This window comes from Kitasatospora sp. NPDC038210 (assembly GCF_055600605.1).
In genome coordinates, this window is the sequence record NZ_JBVJYK010000003.1 from 16,128 (window position 1) to 34,161 (window position 18,034).

The 18,034-nt window shown below is 74.7% G+C and carries 12 protein-coding genes and 1 tRNA gene; all 13 read left to right on the top strand.

Features of this window, described 5'->3' with window-relative positions:
• Positions 1–101 precede the first annotated feature (101 nt).
• The 13 genes from bldG (at position 102) to ACZ7KX_RS06575 (ending at position 18,015) form a co-directional block, all read left to right on the top strand.
• A complete protein-coding gene (gene bldG, locus ACZ7KX_RS06515) occupies positions 102–443 on the top strand; it encodes an anti-sigma factor antagonist BldG (RefSeq protein WP_049659132.1) in 342 nt (113 codons plus the stop codon).
• Positions 444–603: 160 nt separating this feature from the next.
• The gene (locus ACZ7KX_RS06520) at positions 604–1,023 is read left to right on the top strand and encodes an ATP-binding protein (RefSeq protein ID WP_350519822.1); all 420 of its coding nucleotides are present in this window, start codon (positions 604–606) and stop codon (positions 1,021–1,023) included.
• 127 nt (positions 1,024–1,150) lie between these two features.
• A complete protein-coding gene (locus ACZ7KX_RS06525; RefSeq protein ID WP_470325585.1) occupies positions 1,151–1,519 on the top strand; it encodes a cyclophilin-like fold protein in 369 nt (122 codons plus the stop codon).
• Positions 1,520–1,648: 129 nt separating this feature from the next.
• Positions 1,649–2,425 (top strand): hypothetical protein, encoded by a 777-nt coding sequence (locus ACZ7KX_RS06530; RefSeq protein WP_470325586.1) that lies wholly within the window; start codon positions 1,649–1,651, stop codon positions 2,423–2,425.
• 374 nt (positions 2,426–2,799) lie between these two features.
• Positions 2,800–4,332, top strand: a complete 1,533-nt coding sequence (locus ACZ7KX_RS06535; RefSeq protein ID WP_470325587.1) for a DUF7059 domain-containing protein — start codon at positions 2,800–2,802, stop codon at positions 4,330–4,332.
• A 258-nt stretch (positions 4,333–4,590) separates the two neighbouring features.
• Positions 4,591–5,049, top strand: coding sequence for a DUF3592 domain-containing protein (locus ACZ7KX_RS06540; protein WP_470325588.1), 459 nt, complete (start codon positions 4,591–4,593; stop codon positions 5,047–5,049).
• Between the two features lie 474 nt (positions 5,050–5,523).
• Entirely contained in the window at positions 5,524–8,394 is a 2,871-nt protein-coding gene (gene topA / locus ACZ7KX_RS06545) for a type I DNA topoisomerase (protein ID WP_470325589.1), read from the top strand.
• A gap of 280 nt (positions 8,395–8,674) precedes the next feature.
• Positions 8,675–12,253: a dTMP kinase gene (tmk, locus tag ACZ7KX_RS06550; RefSeq protein WP_470325590.1), complete on the top strand. Its 3,579-nt coding sequence runs from the start codon at positions 8,675–8,677 to the stop codon at positions 12,251–12,253.
• A gap of 286 nt (positions 12,254–12,539) precedes the next feature.
• On the top strand, positions 12,540–13,751 hold the full coding sequence (locus ACZ7KX_RS06555) for a DNA polymerase III subunit delta' (RefSeq protein WP_470325915.1): 1,212 nt from the start codon (positions 12,540–12,542) through the stop codon (positions 13,749–13,751).
• 314 nt (positions 13,752–14,065) lie between these two features.
• A complete protein-coding gene (locus tag ACZ7KX_RS06560; protein WP_470325591.1) occupies positions 14,066–15,220 on the top strand; it encodes an alpha/beta hydrolase in 1,155 nt (384 codons plus the stop codon).
• A 210-nt stretch (positions 15,221–15,430) separates the two neighbouring features.
• Positions 15,431–17,101, top strand: a complete 1,671-nt coding sequence (locus ACZ7KX_RS06565; RefSeq protein WP_470325592.1) for an alpha/beta hydrolase — start codon at positions 15,431–15,433, stop codon at positions 17,099–17,101.
• A 108-nt stretch (positions 17,102–17,209) separates the two neighbouring features.
• Entirely contained in the window at positions 17,210–17,860 is a 651-nt protein-coding gene (gene leuE / locus ACZ7KX_RS06570; protein ID WP_402802855.1) for a leucine efflux protein LeuE, read from the top strand.
• An 81-nt stretch (positions 17,861–17,941) separates the two neighbouring features.
• Positions 17,942–18,015, top strand: a tRNA-Thr gene (locus ACZ7KX_RS06575).
• Positions 18,016–18,034: the final 19 nt, after the last annotated feature.

An 18,034-nucleotide genomic window follows, 5' to 3' on the forward strand; every position in this document is an offset into this window, starting at 1 on the left:
GCCACGCGTTGGCTGGGCGCGCCCGGGCTCGCGACCATGCGGTGGCGGCCGTCCGGCCGAGGATCGCACATGACGTAGCAAGGCAAGGTGCTGGAGGTTCCGTGGACCTGTCCCTGTCGACCCGTTCAGTCGGCGATCGCACGGTCGTCGAGGTTGGCGGCGAGATCGATGTGTACACCGCCCCGAAGCTGCGCGAGCAGCTGGTCGAGCTCGTCAACGACGGCAAGTACCACCTCGTCGTCGACATGGAAGGCGTTGACTTCCTGGACTCGACCGGTCTGGGTGTGCTGGTGGGCGGTCTGAAGCGGGTGCGCGCTCACGAGGGCTCGCTGCGCCTCGTCTGCAACCAGGAGCGCATCCTGAAGATCTTCCGCATCACCGGCCTGACCAAGGTCTTCCCGATCCACACCTCGGTGGACGACGCGGTCAACGCGACCGACTGACGCGGCCGGGCCGGCCCTCGTGGCCGGCCCGCCCCGTTTCCTCGCGTCCGGGGTGCCTGGGCCCCCGCGGCCCGGCGCGTCCCGGTCGCCTCTGGGCCGGCCCTGCCGGCCCGTAGGGGCCGTACTTCCGGCCCCGGTCGGAGCACCCCGAGGGGGAGAGATGGCAACCGTCGAACTTCGATTCAGCGCGCTTCCCGAGCACGTGCGGACGGCCCGCCTGGTCGCCGCGGCCGTCGCCAGACGGGCCGGGGTCGACGAGTCGGTGCTCGACGAGGTACGGCTCGCGGTCGGCGAGGCGTGCTCCCGCGCGGTCGGCCTGCACCAGCGGGGCGGCATCGGCGGCACGGTCAGGGTCGCGCTGACCGACCAGGAGAAGCGTTTCCTCATCGAGGTCGAGGACGAGGCCGGCCCCGTCGCCGTCCCGGACTCGGGCGCCGCCGACGGCGGTGAGCCGGAGGACGACACGCTGGGCATCGCCGTGATCACCGGCCTGGTCGAGGACCTGGAGGTCACCAACGGCACGGACGGTGGCCTGATCCGGATGAGCTGGCCGGTCTCGGTCGCCTCCGTCTCGGTCTGAGGCCCCCCACGCGCGCGGGGTCCGCTCCCCGGGCATGCGTTGACAAACTGTTGAGCCTCGCGGTTCGCTGCTTCCGGCACGACCGGGTCCGATCGCTGATCGGACCTCGTCGCGGAAGAGGAATTCCATGCGGATCCGCATCCTGTGGCCGGCCGGGCAGGCGACTGCCACGCTGGCGGCCACCCCCACCGCCGAGGCGCTCTGGGCCGAGCTGCCGATCAGCTCGTCGGCGAGCACCTGGGGCGAGGAGGTCTACTTCGGCACGCCCGTCAGCGTGCCGCGCGAGAACGACGCCCGGCAGGTCGTGGAGCCGGGCACGGTCGCCTTCTGGACGGACGGCGACAGCCTCGCGCTGCCGTACGGGCCTACGCCGATCGCACGCGACGGCGAGTGCCGGCTGGCTAGTCCCTGCAACGTCCTGGGCGCGTTGAACGGGGACGCCGCCGTGCTGCGCACCGTCCGACCGGGTGATCCGATCCGGGTCGAGCGGGCCTGAGCCGTGGCTGCGGCCGCAGACCTGGGCGGGCCGGACGGGAGGTCGGCGGCGGGAACCGGGAACCGGGCGATGGGGAGCGGCCGTGTAGGTTCGACGACCGATGACGACCGAACCGAAAGGCTTCTCCCGGTGAACAAGCGACTGCTGGCCGTACCCGCCCTCGGCGTGCTGCTGGCGTTCGGCGCCGTCGGCTGCGGCGGTGGCGACGACAACAGCAAGCAGCTGGAGTCCTGGGCATCGAACGTCTGCGGCGCGGCCAAGGACCCGATCGCCCAGGCCCGGACCGCGCTCGCGGACACCGGTCAGGTGAAGACCGGCGAGGTCCCGGCGGACCTGCAGAAGCGGCTCTCCACGGACATCGGGCGGCTGGCCAAGACCAACCAGGACATAGCGACTGCCATCGACTCGGCCGGTGCCCCCAAGGTGCAGGACGGCGCGGCCCTGCAGAAGGACACCGTCGACGAGCTGAAGAAGGCGGCCGACGGCTACCAGGAGGTCCAGAAGAAGCTGGACGCGCTGCCCAACGACGACCAGGCCAAGTTCGCCGACGGGCTGCGCAGCGTCGCCGACCAGGTGCAGCAGCTGGCCACGCTCTCCACCCAGGCGCAGAGCAAGCTGCAGCGCGGCGACCTCGGCGCGGCGATGGCCAAGCAGGAGGGCTGCAAGCCGTCCCCGGCCGACGCCCCCACGGGCGGCGCGACCGGCGGTGCGAGCGGTGCCCCGACCGGCGGTGCGAGCGGCACCCCGGCTCCCGCGGGCGCGAGCGCGACCCCGACCCCCGGTGCGAGCGGCACCCCGGGCACCGCCGCCACGCCCGCGCCCGGTGCGACCGACACCGCGAGCCCCGCCGCCGGCGCCACCACCCCGGCAGCCCCGGCCGGCACCCCGGCTCCCACCGCGAGCTGACCGGGCAGATGATCCCGCCCTCCTGTCAGGGGAGGGAGAACAGCAGCCGGTGCCGCTCGCAGGAAGGGCACCGGCTGCTGCGCATCGTGGGCGCAGGCGCAGGCGCAGGCACAGGCGCAAACGCGGGCTCGGACTCGGGTGAGGCCGAGCCCGCGGCCGATGAGCGCCGGACAGCGAGCCGACCGGCAGGGAACCACCGCGCCCGGGCTCCGGGGCGTGCGACCGGGCGCGTGGAAGCCCGGTGGGGCGCGCGTCCCGGCTCGGGCTCCCGACCGGATGCTCGCGGTCGGCCGGCCCGGCGGCGGACCCCGCAGCGCGGGGCGCCAGGCCCGCGGGCGGGCGGCGGCGGGGGATCGGCGGGGGACAATGGCGGGGTGATCAGTAGCCCCGTTCTCGACCCGACCCGCCTCGCCAAGCTGCGCGAGGCGCTGCTCGCCGCCTCGTTCACCGCCGACGGGTGTCTGGACCTGCTCGGGCCCACCGGCTATTCGGCGCTGGCCCGCAGCGAGGCGGTTCCGGCGCTGCGTGCGACACGCGGTGGCAGTCCGCTGGAGACGCTGGTGCGGCTGTTCCTGCTGCAGCAGCCGGTGCCGTACCGGGTGGCCGCCGCCGCGCTGCCGGTGGAGGACTGCCTGGCGGACGGCTGGCTGCGCCCCGACGGGGAGCTGGTGCGCGCCACCGTCGACGTCCGGCCGTACGCCAACGAGGTCGCCGGGATGCCGAGTTCGGACGCCTGGGTGGTTTCCGACCTGGGCTGCGCGGTGGGTGGCGCGGGCGGAATCGGCTCCGGCGAGACCGCGCACGGGGTGGCCCGGCAGGACCTGGTGCTGGGTGTCGGCGGTGCCTCCACCACGCTGGCCAACATCACCGTGCGCCGTCCGGTCCGGGCCGCGCTGGACCTCGGCGCGGGCTCCGGCGTGCAGGCGCTGCACGCGGCCCGGCACGCCGGCACGGTCACCGCCACCGACCTCAACCCGCGCGCGCTGCGCTTCACCGAACTGACCCTGGCGCTGTCCGGTTTCGACCACACCGAGGTGCTCCCCGGCAGCCTCTTCGAGCCGGTCGGGGAGCGGAAGTTCGACCTGATCGTCTCCAACCCGCCGTTCGTCATCTCGCCCGCCGGCCGGTTCACCTACCGCGACGGCGGCATGGCCGGCGACGACCTGTGCCGCAGCCTGGTCCGCTCCGCCGCCGACCACCTGGAGCCCGGCGGCTACTGCCAGCTGCTCGCCAACTGGCAGCACATCAAGGGCGAGGACTGGCGCGAGCGGCTGGCCGGCTGGGTCGCGGGCACCGGCCTGGACGCCTGGGTCGTCCAGCGCGAGGTCCAGGACGTGGCCCAGTACGCCGAGTTGTGGCTGCGCGACGGCGGCGACCACCGCGGCCCCGGCGGCGACTACCAGGCCCGCTACGGCGAGTGGCTGGACGCCTTCGAGGCGGGCGGGGTCGAGGGCATCGGCATGGGGTGGATCACCCTGCGGGCGAGCGGTGCCGAGCGTCCGACCGTGCGGGTCGAGGAGTGGCCGCACCCGGTGGAGCAGCCGCTCGGCCCGCACATCGAGGCCTGGTTCGACCGGCAGGACTTCCTCCGCGCGCACGACGACGCGGGCCTGCTCGCAGCCCGCTACGTGCTGGCCGACGAGGTGGTCCAGGAACAGGTCGGCGAGCCGGGCGCGGAGGACCCGGAGCACGTGATCCTGCGTCACAACCGCGGCATGCGGCGGGCCACCAAGGTGGACACGGTGGGCGCAGGCTTCGTCGGTGTCTGCGACGGCACGCTGTCCGCGGGCGAGATCGTGGACGCCATCGCGCAGCTGCTCGGCGAGGACCGGGTGGTCCTGCGGGACCGGGTGCCGGAGTCGTTGCGGCTGCTGACCGAGCAGGGGTTCATCGAACCCGTTCGCTGACGGTCCCGCCCGCATCGCGCCCCCGTCCACCCGGCGGCGTCGCCCGCATCGCGCCCCCGTCCACCGGTGGCGCCGCCCGCTCACGCCCGCGCCCGCCCGACGGTCGGGGGCGTCGGCCCGGGGCCCGCAAGGGGCCGGTTCACCCGCCCGTACCCCCTGGTTCGTCCAGTGGTCCCCGAACGGCTGCCCCGCGTTGGCCCTCCGCTGTGAGGCTCTGTCCACAGGCTGTGGACAGAGCTGGGGAGCCGGGGGCCAGGAGTGGACACGACGACGGCGACGGTGGCCGGGCTGGTGCTCGCCCTCTTCGGTGGCGTACTGCTGCTCTGGTGCGCCGCCGAAGTGCGCCTCCGCCACCGGGTGCGCCGTCGGGGGGTGGCGGTGGTGGCCACGGTGGTGGCCGACGACGACGTGCACGGCCAGCTGGACAGCTCACCACTGATCTCCTTCTCGGTGCCGCCCTCGGTCGGCGGCTCCGGCGCGTGCCGGGTGGCGGGGCTCGTGCTCACCCGTCCGCGCGGGCACACCCCGCTGCGCCGTCCGGCCCGTTTCGCGCCCGGTGCCCCGGTGCGGATCTGCTACGACCCGCAGCGCCCGAGCCGGGTGGTGCTGGCGGCCGGGGAGATCGACCGGGCCGGCGTCGCCGACCTGCTGTGGAGCGCCCTGGGGGTGGCCTGTCTCGTGGCGGGCGCCGGACTCCTGGCCGCGGTCGGCGGCTGAGCGGTCCGCCCACCGGCGCGCGGTCGTCCCCGGCCGCCCGCGAGCAGTTGGTTCCAGCCACCCGTGCGGACGTTCCCGCCCACCCGCGCCGCCGTTCCCGCCCACCCGCGCCGCCGTTCCCGCTCACCCGCCCGCCGACGTCCCGACCGCGCCCTCGGCGAGCTCCCCCGCCCGGCCGTCGATTTTCCGTTGACAGATCTTGAAATCCGTCATTCCATCCTCCGGAACCTGCCGAAGCCCGGCCTCCACGGGGCGCGAACCTCCGTCATCGGGTTACCGTTCGAGTGGCGTCGGTGAGCCCGGCAAGTGAAAAAGCGGGATCCGTCCGTTTGACAAGGGTGGCCGGGGTACGGTCACACTCCGCTGGTGGGGTGTCGTGAAGCGGCGACCCCGGGACGGTGGAGGGGTCGGGCGGAGCGCAGCCCGTGCTGCCGCGCCGACCAGCCACATAAGGACCGGGAGAGAAGAGCGAAGGTGTCCCCGAGCAGCGAGACCGCGCACGGACAGCGACTCGTCATTGTCGAGTCGCCGGCCAAGGCGAAGACGATCAAGGGCTACCTTGGCCCCGGCTACATCGTCGAGGCGAGCGTCGGGCACATCCGCGACCTGCCGAGCACCGCGGCCGAGGTGCCGGACAAGTACACCGGCGAGGTGCGCCGCCTCGGGGTGGACGTCGACCACGACTTCGCGCCCATCTACGTGGTCAACGCGGACAAGAAGTCCCAGGTCAGCAAGTTGAAGTCGCTGCTCGCGGAGTCCGACGAGCTCTTCCTCGCCACCGATGAGGACCGCGAGGGCGAGGCCATCGCGTGGCACCTGCAGCAGGTGCTGAAGCCCAAGGTGCCGGTGCACCGGATGGTGTTCCACGAGATCACCAAGTCGGCGATCCAGGAGGCCGTCGCCAACCCGCGCGAGCTGAACCAGCGCCTGGTCGACGCCCAGGAGACCCGCCGCATCCTCGACCGCCTCTACGGCTTCGAGGTCTCGCCGGTGCTGTGGAAGAAGGTCATGCCGAAGCTCTCGGCGGGCCGCGTCCAGTCCGTCGCCACCCGGCTGGTGGTCGAGCGCGAGCGCGAGCGGATGGCCTTCCGCACCGCCTCGTACTGGGACCTGGTCGGCACCTTCGGCACCGGTCGCACCCCGTCCGACGCCGCCAACCCGGAGACCTTCGGCGCCCGGCTCGCCTCGGTCGACGGCAAGCGGATCGCCAGCGGCCGCGACTTCGGCTCGGACGGCCAGCTGAAGGCCGGCAGCGCCAACACCATGCACCTGGACGAGCAGGCCGCCCGGCAGCTGGCCGCCGCCCTGGAGCAGACCGCGTTCAGCGTCCGCAGCGTCGAGTCCAAGCCGTACCGCCGCTCGCCGTACGCGCCGTTCCGCACCACCACGCTCCAGCAGGAGGCCAGCCGCAAGCTGGGCTTCGGCGCCAAGCGGACCATGCAGGTCGCCCAGAAGCTGTACGAGAACGGCTTCATCACCTATATGCGCACCGACTCCACCACGCTGTCGGACACCGCGATCTCCGCCGCCCGTGCCCAGGTCACCCAGCTGTACGGCGCCGACTACCTGCCGGACGCCCCGCGCACCTACGCCAGCAAGGTCAAGAACGCGCAGGAGGCGCACGAGGCCGTCCGCCCCTCCGGCGACCGCTTCCGCACCCCTGCCGAGACGGGCCTGACCGGTGACGACTTCAGGCTGTACGAGCTGATCTGGATGCGCACCGTCGCCTCCCAGATGAAGGACGCGGTCGGCCAGTCCGTCACCGTCCGGGTCGGCGGCAACTCCGCCGACGGCCGGGACGTCGAGTTCTCCGCCTCCGGCAAGATCATCACGTTCCACGGCTTCCTCAAGGCCTACGTCGAGGGCGCCGACGACCCGAACGCCGAGCTCGACGACCGCGAGCGCCGGCTGCCGCAGGTCGCCCAGGGCGACCCGCTGGGTGCCGAGCGGATCACCCCGGAGGGCCACGCCACGAAGCCGCCGGCCCGCTACACCGAGGCCTCGCTGGTCAAGGAGCTGGAGGACCGGGAGATCGGCCGTCCCTCCACCTACGCGTCGATCATCGACACGATCATCCAGCGCCGGTACGTGTTCAAGAAGGGGACGGCGCTCGTCCCGTCCTTCCTGTCCTTCGCCGTGGTCAACCTGCTGGAGAAGCACTTCGGCCGGCTGGTCGACTACGACTTCACCGCGAAGATGGAGGACGACCTCGACCGGATCGCCGCCGGTGAGGCGAAGTCCGTGCCGTGGCTGAAGCGCTTCTACTTCGGCGAGGGCGAGGGCCACGCCGCGGGCGGCGCCGCCGAGGCCGGAAACGGCGACGGCGACCACCTGGGCGGCCTGAAGGAGCTGGTCACCGACCTCGGTGCGATCGACGCCCGGGAGATCAGCTCGTTCCGGATCAGCGACGACCTCACCCTGCGGGTCGGCCGCTACGGCCCGTACGTCGAGCGCGCCTCCGTGGTCGAGGGCGAGCCCGGCCAGCGCGCCGACATCCCGGACGACCTGCCGCCGGACGAGCTCACCGTCGAGCTGGCCGAGGAGCTGCTGGCCAAGCCCAGCGGCGACTTCGAGCTCGGCCCGGACCCGGTCAGCGGCAACGTGCTGGTCGCCAAGGACGGCCGCTACGGCCCGTACGTGACCGAGATCCTGCCCGAGGGCACGCCCAAGACCGGCAAGAACGCCGTCAAGCCGCGTACCGCCTCGCTCTTCAAGACGATGTCGCTGGACACCGTCACCCTGGAGGACGCGCTGAAGCTGCTCTCGCTGCCGCGCGTGGTCGGCACCGACGCCGAGGGCGCGGAGATCACCGCGCAGAACGGCCGCTACGGCCCGTACCTCAAGCGCGGCACCGACTCCCGCTCGCTCACCAGCGAGGACCAGCTCTTCACGATCACCCTCGACGAGGCACTGGCGATCTACGCCCAGCCCAAGCAGCGCGGCCGGGCCGCCGCCGCCCCGCCGCTCAAGGAGCTGGGCAACGACCCGGTCAGCGAGCGCCCCGTGGTGGTCAAGGACGGCCGCTTCGGCCCGTACGTGACCGACGGCGAGACCAACGCCACGCTGCGCAAGGACGACGACGTCGAGACCATCACGCCGGAGCGCGGCTACGAGCTGCTCGCCGAGAAGCGGGCGCGCGGGCCGGTGAAGAAGGCGGCGAAGAAGGCCCCGGCGAAGAAGACGGCGGCCAAGAAGGCGACGGCGACCAAGACCGCGGCCACCAAGACCGCGGCCGCGAAGAAGACCGCCGCCAAGAAGACCACCACCACCAAGACGGCGGCGGCGAAGAAGACGGCGGCCAAGAAGACGGCCGCGAGCAAGACCACGACGACCGACGAGGGCTGATCGCCGGTCACGCCGACGGGCCCGCGCCCCCGATCCCGGGGTGCGGGCCCGTTCGCTGTCGGCGTTCGGGCGAGCGGGCGTGCGAGTCGCGGGCAGGGCACGGGGCGAGCGGGCGGGCGAGTGGCGGGGCGAGTCACGGGCGAGCGGTGGGCCCGGTCGGCCTCAGCCGACCGGCGAGGCGATCGGGATCTGTGCGGGGAACGTCACAACCCGGTGATGAGCGGGATCCGGAAGCCCGTTCATCACATTCCGGCCAAGCCCCGCCCGCTACGCTGACCGTATGACGAGCGAGGAGCAGCCCACCCCCAGCGCCGCCCCGGCCGCCAGAGCCTGGGCGTCCGACCTGCCCGAGGTCGCACCCGCCGGTACCCCGGTGGACCGGGCCCGGGCACTGCTGCGGACACGCGCCTACCGGCGTCTGTGGACCACCCAGCTGATCGGCGGCACCGCCGACCGACTCGGCCTGCTGGTGCTGCTCGCGCTCACCGTGATCGCCGCCGCCCTCGGCGGCCAGTTCGGCGACCTGCCGCGCAGCCTCTCCTTCGCCCTCGCCGCGGTCCTCGCCGTCCGCGTGGTGGCCACCGGCCTGGTCGGCGTGGCGCTGCTCGGCCCGGTGCACCAGCTGGTCGCGGGCAAGCTCGACCGGCGTTGGACGCTGTTCGGCGCCGACGCGCTGCGCGCCCTGCTGATCGGCCTCGCGCCCTGGTGGACCGTCTGGCTGAGCTCCGGCTCGAAGCCCTCCGGCGCCGCCACCTACGTCCTGCTCGCCACCGTGTTCGTCACCGGCGCGGTCGAGCGGGTCCGGGAGATCGCCAGGGCCTCCGCCGTCCCCGGCCTGCTCCCGGCGGCCGACCCCTACGCCCCGGCCGCCGAGCGGCGGCCCGCCGCCGCCAACCTGGAGACCGTCCGGGTCATCGACCGCTTCACCGGCTGGGTCACCGTGCCGCTGGCCGCCGTCGGCCTGGTTGGTTTCACCCTGCTCAACAACATCGGCGCGGCGGCCGGTGCGGACTGGCTCCGCGCCCACCAGCTCACCTTCGCGGCGCTCGGCGCGGCCGGGCTGTTCGCCGCCTCGGCCGCCCGCGGCTACCTCCAGCAGCTGCCCGGCGGTCCGGTGGCCGTCGCCCCGGTCTCCCCGCTGCAGGGCCTGCGCGCCCCGACCGATGCGGTCCCCGGCCCCGCGCTGAGCAAGGGCCGCACCGGTAGCGCCCCCTACTTCACCTTCGCCGTCGCCGCCGCCCTCGCCTCGATGGCGGGCGTCGCCGCGCTCGCGCTGCTGACCGCCGCCGAGCACCGCGCCGGTCCGATCGGCTACGGCCTGCTGGTGCTCGCCGCCACCGGGGCGCCCGCCCTCGGCGCCCGGCTCACCAGGGCCACGCTGCCCACCTTCTCCCGCCGGCGGCTGCTCGCGCTGGCGCTGCTCACCCAGGGCGTCGCGCTGATCCTGGCCGGGTTGGTGCTGGACTTCGTGCTCGTCCTGCTGCTCACCGTGCTGGCCGCCCTGGCCGCCGGGATCGTCCTCTCCGCCGGGCGCACCCTGCTCGCCCAGGAGGTCGAGGAGGCCCGGCTGCCGAAGGTCACCGAGCACCTGTACGCGGTGCTGCGGATCGTGGTCGCCGCCGCGCTGGTCGTCGTCCCGCTGATCGCCGCCGCCTACGGGGACGTCGAGTACGGCACCGCCGAGCCCGGCTCCTTCACCTTCATCCACGGCGGCGCGGCCCTCGCCGTGGCCACCGCGGGGCTGCTCACGCTGGTGCTCGCCGCCGTCGTGCTGCTGCGCACCGACGACCGCCGGGGCACCGTGCCGTTCGGCCGGGACCTGGTGGACGCGCTGCGCGGCGCGGCCGGCCCGGTGCCGCACCGGGGCGCGGGCACCGGCTTCTTCATCGCCCTGGAGGGCGGCGACGGCGCCGGCAAGTCCACCCAGGCCCAGGCGCTCGCCGAGTGGATCCGCGGCAAGGGGCACGAGGTCGTGCTCACCCGCGAGCCCGGCGGCAGTCCGGTCGGCCAGCGGCTGCGCGGCCTCGTCCTGGACGTCGGCAACACCGGCCTGTCGCACCGCGCCGAGGCACTGATCTACGCCGCCGACCGCGCCGAGCACGTCGAGAACGTCATCCGCCCGGCCCTCGCGCGCGGCGCCGTGGTGATCACCGACCGGTACATGGACTCCTCCATCGCCTACCAGGGCGCCGGGCGCGACCTGGCCGCGACCGAGGTCGCCCGGATCTCCCGCTGGGCCACCGGCGGGCTGCTGCCCGACCTCACCGTCGTCCTGGACGTCGACCCGACCAGGGCCCGGGAGCGCTTCACCGAGGCGCTGGACCGGCTGGAGTCCGAGCCCACCGAGTTCCACCAGCGGGTCCGGGCCGGCTTCCTCGCCCTCGCGGCCGCCGACCCGGCGCGCTACCTGGTCGTGGACGGCAGCCAGGCACCCGGCTTCGTCACCACCGCCATCCGGCACCGGCTCGACCGCGAGCTGCCGCTCTCCGAGCAGGAGAAGGCCGCCCGCGCCGAGCAGGAGCGCCTCGCCCGTGAGGAGGCCGAGCGCCGCGCCGCGGAGGAGGCCCGCAAGAAGGCCGAGGAGGAGGCCGCCGAGCGCAAGCGGCAGGAAGTGCTGGCTCAGCTGCGCGCCGAGCAGGCGGAGAAGGAACGGCTGGCCAAGGAGGAGGCCGAGCGGGCCGCTGCCGAGGCCCGGCGCAAGGCCGAGGAGGAGGCGCGCCGTCGGGCGGCGGAGGAAGCCGAGCGCCGCGCGGCGGAGGAGGCCAAGCTCCGCGCCGCCGAGGAGGCCCGGCTCGCGGCCGAGGCCGCCGAGCGCAAGCGGATCGCCGACGAGGCGGCCGCCCAGGCCGAGCTGCAGCGCCAGCGCGAGCTCGCCCGCGAGGAGCAGCGTCGTCGGGCGGAGGAGGCGCTGCAGCGGGCCGAGGAGGCCCGGCTGGCGCAGGCCGCCGCCCTGGCGGCAGCGGCCGAGGCGGCCGAGACGGCGGCGGACCGGGCGGCCGGGCGGCCGGGGTCGACGGGCGGGGACGCCGTGACCACGGAGCTGCGGGTGGTCCGGGAGACGCCGCAGGACGCTCCGGTTCGGGACACTCCGGTTCGGGGCGCTTCGGACCGGGGCGCTTCGGAGCAGGGTGCTCCGGTTCGGGACGTGCCGCAGGAGTCGGCGCAGGGCCCGACGGACGGGCTCGGGGACGAGGCGACGCGCGAGCTGTCGCTGCGGGACCGGCAGGCCGCGGTCCGGGCCGCCGATGCCGCCGAGGCGCGCAAGGCGGCCGGAGCCGCCGGGGCGGTCGACGAGACCGCCAAGCTGCCGGTGGTGCCGGCGGTGGACCAGACGGCCCCGCTGCCGAAGGTGCCGGCGGTGGACCAGACGGCCGTGCTGCCGAAGGTCCCGGCGGAGGCCACCGACCGGACGGCCGTGCTGCCGCGGGTCCCGGCGGAGGCCGCGGACCGGACGGCCGTGCTGCCGCAGGTGGGATCGGACCGTCCGGTTGACGGTACGCGTGAGCTGCCGCGGGTCGGCGGGGAGCCCGCCGCGCAGCGGCCCCAGGGCCAGCCGCAGCCCCAGGGCCGGCAGCCTCAGCCTCAGGCCCAGCCGGAGCCCCCGTCGGCCGCCGAGCGGTCGCGGCCGGAGTGGGCCGAGGAGACGCCGATGGACGACCTTCCGAGTCTCACCGACACCCTGCTCGGCTCGCACGACGAGTGGACGCGTTGGGAGCACGGCGGCAGCCCGGCGCAGGGCGCTCCGCAGCAGGGGGCGGACCCGCGCGGCGGGTTCGGCCAGGAGGGCCAGGACAAGCAGGAGAAGCAGGACAAGGGCGACGGCAAGGGCAAGGGCCGTCGCTGGGGCCGCCGGGGCTGACCGGACACGACGCGGGCGGCGTCGCCGGGGCAGGTCCCCGGCGGCGCCGCCTTGCTGTCGGCGGGCGCCGACGTCGGTGCCGGTCGGTGGTGGTCCCGCCGTCCGCCCGTGCCCTCCGCCGGTGCCGTCCCCCGGTGCCCTCCACCGGTGTCTCCGCGTGCTGCCGTCCGCTTCCGGGCCCGTCCGTCGTGACCCGGACGGAGCAATGGCTGTCAGGGCGGAGACGTATGCTCGACGGCGGGGAAGAGGCGCCGTGGGCGCTGCCGTACGGAGCTTGGGAGCAGCAGTGGCCGTCTGGGACGACCTGGTGGGCCAGGAGCGGGTGGTCGAGCAGCTGACCGCCGCGGCCCGGGCGGCCGGGGCGACGGTCGAGGCCGGTCGCGGGGCAGCACCGGTCGAGGGCGGGAACGCCTCGCTGATGACGCACGCCTGGCTGTTCACCGGTCCGCCCGGCGCCGGTCAGGTCACCGCCGCGCGGGCCTTCGCCGCCGCACTCCAGTGCACCAGCCCCGACCTCGCGCTCGGCGGCACGCCCGGCTGCGGATTCTGCGACGGCTGCCACACCGTGCTCGCCGGCAGCCACGCCGACGTGAAGTACGTCCGGACGGACGGCCTGTCCATCGGCGTCGGCGACATGCGTGACCTGGTGATGCGCGCCTCCAGCTACCCGACCGGCGGCCGCTGGTCGGTGATCCTGGTGGACGCCGCCCACCGGCTCACCGAGGCCGCCGCGAACGCGCTGCTCAAGGGCGTGGAGGAACCCTCCCCGCGCACCGTCTGGCTGCTCTGCGCCCCCTCCGTCCAGGACGTCCTACCGACCATCCGCTCGCGCTGTCGCCTGCTGGTGCTGCGCACCCCCGCCGCCGAGGCGGTCGCCGACACGCTGGTGCGCCGCGACGGCGTCGAGCCGGAGACCGCCCGGCTCGCCGCGCTCGCCGGGCAGGGCGACATCGAGCGCTCCCGCCGCCTCGCCGTCGACGAGCAGGCCCGCTCCCGGCGTGCGGAGGTGCTGCGGATCCCGCTGGAGGTCGGCGACATCGGCGGCTGCCTGGCCGCCGCCCAGCGCCTGGTCGACACCGCCAAGGCCGACGCCGAGGCGCTCGCCGAAACCCAGGATGCCAAGGAGACCGACGACCTCAAGGCGGCCTACGGCGCCGCCGAGGGCAGCAAGGCCCCGCGCGGCATGGCCGGCGCGGTCAAGGAGCTGGAGAAGCGGCAGAAGAGCCGCGCCACCCGTACTCGCCGGGAGACCCTCGGCGTGGCCCTGCTCGACCTGCTGGGCTTCTACCGGGACGTGCTCGCGATCCAGCTCGGCTCCAGCGGCGCGCTCGCCAACGAGGACCAGCGGCAGGCGCTGAACCGGGTGGCCCAGGCCGGTCCGGCGGAGGGTACGCTGCGCCGGATCGAGGCGGTGCTGGCCTGCCGCGAGGCGTTGGACCGCAACGTGGACCCGCTGCTCGCGGTCGAGGCGATGACGGTGGCGCTGCGCGCGGGCTGAGCCGACCGCGGGGCGTCCGCCGGTCGTCCGCCGGCCCGTTCTGCTCCGTCGCGTTCTGCTCCGACGCGCTCTGCGGGCCCCGCTCCGCCTGACCGGCTCCGTCCGACCGCTCCACCGGCCGACGGCCGTACGCCTGCCGGAGCCGGTGCGCTGTCCCACCTTCGAGTGAACGAGCGATACGCGCCGGGCACACCCGCGTGTGACCGTCCGCCGGTTGTGCACGCTGGGGGCCGACTGCGCCCGGACGGGCCGGTCGCCTCCCGTACGCGCCGGGTCCGGTCCGGCGCCGGCCCTCCTCCGAGGCGGTGCGTCGCATGGTTCGTTCGCTCCTCGTCATCCCCCTACTGGCCGCCGCGCTCGGCGGGATCTGGCTCGCCCGCGGGGCCCTCCAGCGCTGGCGCGACCTGCGGGCCGCCGAGACCTACGAGCTGGCCGGCGACCGGTGGCCGATGCTGCTGCGGGCGGGCGGCGCGATGGTCTGCGGGGTGTGCGTCACCGGACTGACGCTGCTCACCGCCCTCGGCGCCTTCGGCGGCCTCGGTCGCGGCGACCGGCAACCGGACCGGTCGGAGCCCGTCGTGGACACGGCGGGTGCGGACGCGGGGGCAGCGGGCGGTGCGGCCGTCCGGCAGCAGGCGGTACCCCCCGCGGCCACCGAGTCGGCCGCTGCCGCCCCCGGCACGGCCGCCACCACGGCCCCTGCGGTGGCCAGCCGCTTCGACAGCGTCGGCCACCCGGGCGGCGGCGAGCTGCTCCAGTCCGCCGTGCTCGGCCCCGACGGGCGTCCGCGCAACGTCCGGGTCTGGCTTCCGCCGCAGTACCCCAAGGAGCCCAACGCGCGCTTCCCGGTCGTGGTGATGCACGCGGCCGCGCCGCGCAAGACCGCCGACGCCGAGGTGCCCGACGTCTTCGAGGGCATCGGTTCGGCGCTGCAGACCGGCAAGTCCCGTCCGTTCATCCTGGTCGCCCCTGAGGCGCCCAACGGCACCGCCCACCCCTGCGAGCTGGTCGCCGCCGCCCCGGCCGCCGTCGCCGACGACGCGGCGCTGCGCACGACCATCGCGGCCTCCTTCCGCACCCTGCCGCCCGGCCCGGCGTCCTGGGGTGCCCTGGGCGTCGAGGGCGGCGCGCCGTGCGCGGCCGCCGCCGGGCTGGCCCGCCCCGACCTGTACGGCGCGGCCGCCGCGGTCTCCGGCCGGTACGACGCCGCCGCGCTCACCCAGACCGGCGCCGAGGCCCCGACCGGCAGCGCGGCCAAGCTGCTGCTGGCCGCCGCCAAGGCCGACGCCGCCGGGCTGGACGCGGCCCGCAAGCTCCAGGCTTCGCTCAAGGCGGGCGCCGGTCCGGCGGCCAAGGCCGAGGTGCGGATCTCGGACAACGTGCAGGACTTCACGCCCGACCGGGAGCGGCTGAGGCTGGTCCGGCAGGCGGCGCAGTTCCTGGCCGAGGCGCTGGCCAAGTCTTCCTGAGGGAGCGCCGAGCGGGCGTTACGCTGCCCGGTACCCCGGGGTGGGTGCCGGGCAGCGGCGCATCCCCCGGGCTCCCCGCGTCCCCCGGCCTTCCCGTCTCCCCGTGTTCCTGTCTTCCTGCCTTCCGGTCCGTCTTCGTGTCATCACGTCATCGCGTCATCACGTCATCGCGTTTTCGTTCCTTCGATCCCTTCTGAGGAGAGCAACCGGATGAGGGCCTTCGGGCGGGTTCGGGTACGGGCCGCCGCGGTGCGGCTGTCGGCCGCGGCGGTGGTCGTCGGGCTGCTGGCGGTCGGGTGCAGTTCGGGCCCGTCCGGGGTGCCGGGGGCGGCCTCGTCCGACTCGGCCCACCCCGGTGGGTCCTCGGCCCCGGGCCCCGGCACGTCGGGGGCCACGCCGCTGGAGCCGCTGCCCGCCGACGTCCCGGCCGGGCTCGCGCCGTACTACGCGCAACGGCCGGCCTGGCAGTCGTGCGATGGCGGGTTCGAGTGCACGACGTTCCGGGTGCCGCTGGACTACGACCACCCGGGGGACGGCGACCTCACCCTCGTTGCTGCCCGCTCGGTGGCCGAACCCGCCGCGGCCGGAGTGGTCACCGGCGCCGGGGCGGTCACCGGCGCCGGCGCCCACGACCCGCGGCTCGGGTCGCTGCTGCTCAACCCGGGCGGGCCCGGCGGCTCGGCGATCGAGTACCTGGAGGCGACCGCCCGGACGTTCGACAGCGGGGTGCGCGCCCGGTACGACCTGGTCGGCCTCGACCCGCGCGGGGTGGGCCGCAGCAGTCCCGTCACCTGCCTCAGCGGCGACCGGATGGACGCCTTCACCGCCGTCGACCTGACCCCCGGCGACCAGCGCGGGATCGACGCACTGGTCGCCGCCGACAAGGAGTTCGCCGAGGGCTGCCGGAAGCAGGCCGGTCCGGCACTCGGCCACCTCAGCACCGTCGAGGCCGCCCGGGACATGGACGTGCTGCGCGCCCTGCTCGGCGACGAGAAGCTCAACTTCGTCGGCAAGTCCTACGGCACCTTCCTCGGCGCCACCTACGCCGGGCTGTTCCCGAGCCGGGCCGGCCGGCTGGTGCTGGACGGCGCGATGGACCCGGCGCTCGACTCGGTCACCGGCAACCGCACCCAGGCCGGCGGTTTCGAGACGGCCTGGGCCGCCTTCGCCAAGGACTGCGCCAAGCGCGAGGACTGCCCGCTCGGGCGTACCGAGCAGCAGGCCGGCGAGCGGCTCACCGCCCTCTTCGCGGCCGTCCGGACCGCCGCACTGCCCACCACCGACAACGGGCGGCGGCTCACCGAGGCCCAGGCGACCACGGGCGTCATCGAGGCGATGTACGCCGACTTCCTCTGGCCCAAGCTGCGCGCCGCCCTCGCCGACGCCACGGCGGGCGACGGCACCGGGCTGCTGAAGCTCTCCGACGCCTACTACGGGCGCGAGGCGGACGGCTCGTACCCCAACCTGATGTTCGCCAACACCGCGGTGAACTGCCTGGACCTGCCCGCCCCGTTCAGCGGGCCGGAGGACGTCCAGCGAGCGGTGCCGGACTTCGAGCACACCTCGCCGCACTTCGGGCGGGACATGGCCTGGATGGCGCTGACCTGCGCGTACTGGCCGGTCCGGGCCACCGGTGCGGCGCACACCATCCGGGCGGCGGGCGCCGCCCCGATCGTCGTCGTCGGCACCACCCGCGACCCGGCCACGCCGTACGCCTGGGCCCAGTCCCTGGCCGGACAGCTGGAGTCCGGTCGCCTGCTCACATTCGACGGTGACGGCCACACCGCCTACGGCCGGCACAGCGCCTGCGTGGACGGCGCGGTGAACCGCTTCCTGCTTACCGGGGAGGCCCCTGAGCAGGGCAAGCGCTGCGACCGGTAGGGGCTGGGGCGCCGGGCGGCCGGCAGGTAGTTTTCGTTTCAATCGATTACCGGTGCGACGTTACGATGAGCGCCCCCCTCTGCCGCCCTTCCCCCACAGGAGCGCATCGTGCTCGGAGTCGACAACCTGGCGACGTACGTCCTCGGCGCCCTCGTCATCGTCCTGCTGCCCGGCCCCAACTCCCTGTACGTGCTGTCCGTCGCCGCCCGCAAGGGCATCCGGACCGGCTACCGGGCCGCAGCCGGCGTCTTCGTCGGCGACCTCACCCTGATCAGCCTCACCTCGATCGGCGCGGCCTCCCTGCTGAAGGCCAACCCGGCCGTCTTCGCGGTGGTCAAGTTCGGCGGCGCCGCCTACCTGCTCTGGATCGGCTACGGCATGCTCCGCGCCGCCCGTCAGCTCTGGCGCGAACGCCGGGCCGCGGCCGACCCCGCCACCGAGACGGCCCCCGAGTCCACCGAGAACCCCTTCCGCCGCGCCCTGGTGGTCAGCCTTCTCAACCCCAAGGCCATCCTCTTCCTGCTCTCCTTCTTCACCCAGTTCGTCGACCCCTCCTACAGCCGGCCCGCCCTCTCCTTCGTCCTCCTCGGCGGCATCCTGCAGACCTTCAGCGTCCTCTACCTCTCCCTGCTGATCTTCGCCGGCACCACCCTCGCCACCGCCTTCCGCCGCCGCAAGCGCCTCTCCGCCACCCTCACCAGCGGCGTCGCCGTCCTCTTCGCCGGCTTCGCCGCCAAGCTCGCCGTCTCCTCCGCCTGACCCACCCCCCTGGTATCCGAGTACGGATCACCCGCGAACCTGTGTAGACTGGCCCGCGTTGCCGCCACACACGGCAACGGTGCCGCCTTAGCTCAGTTGGCCAGAGCAACGCACTCGTAATGCGTAGGTCGCGGGTTCGAATCCCGCAGGCGGCTCAGTGGAGGCCCAGGTCAT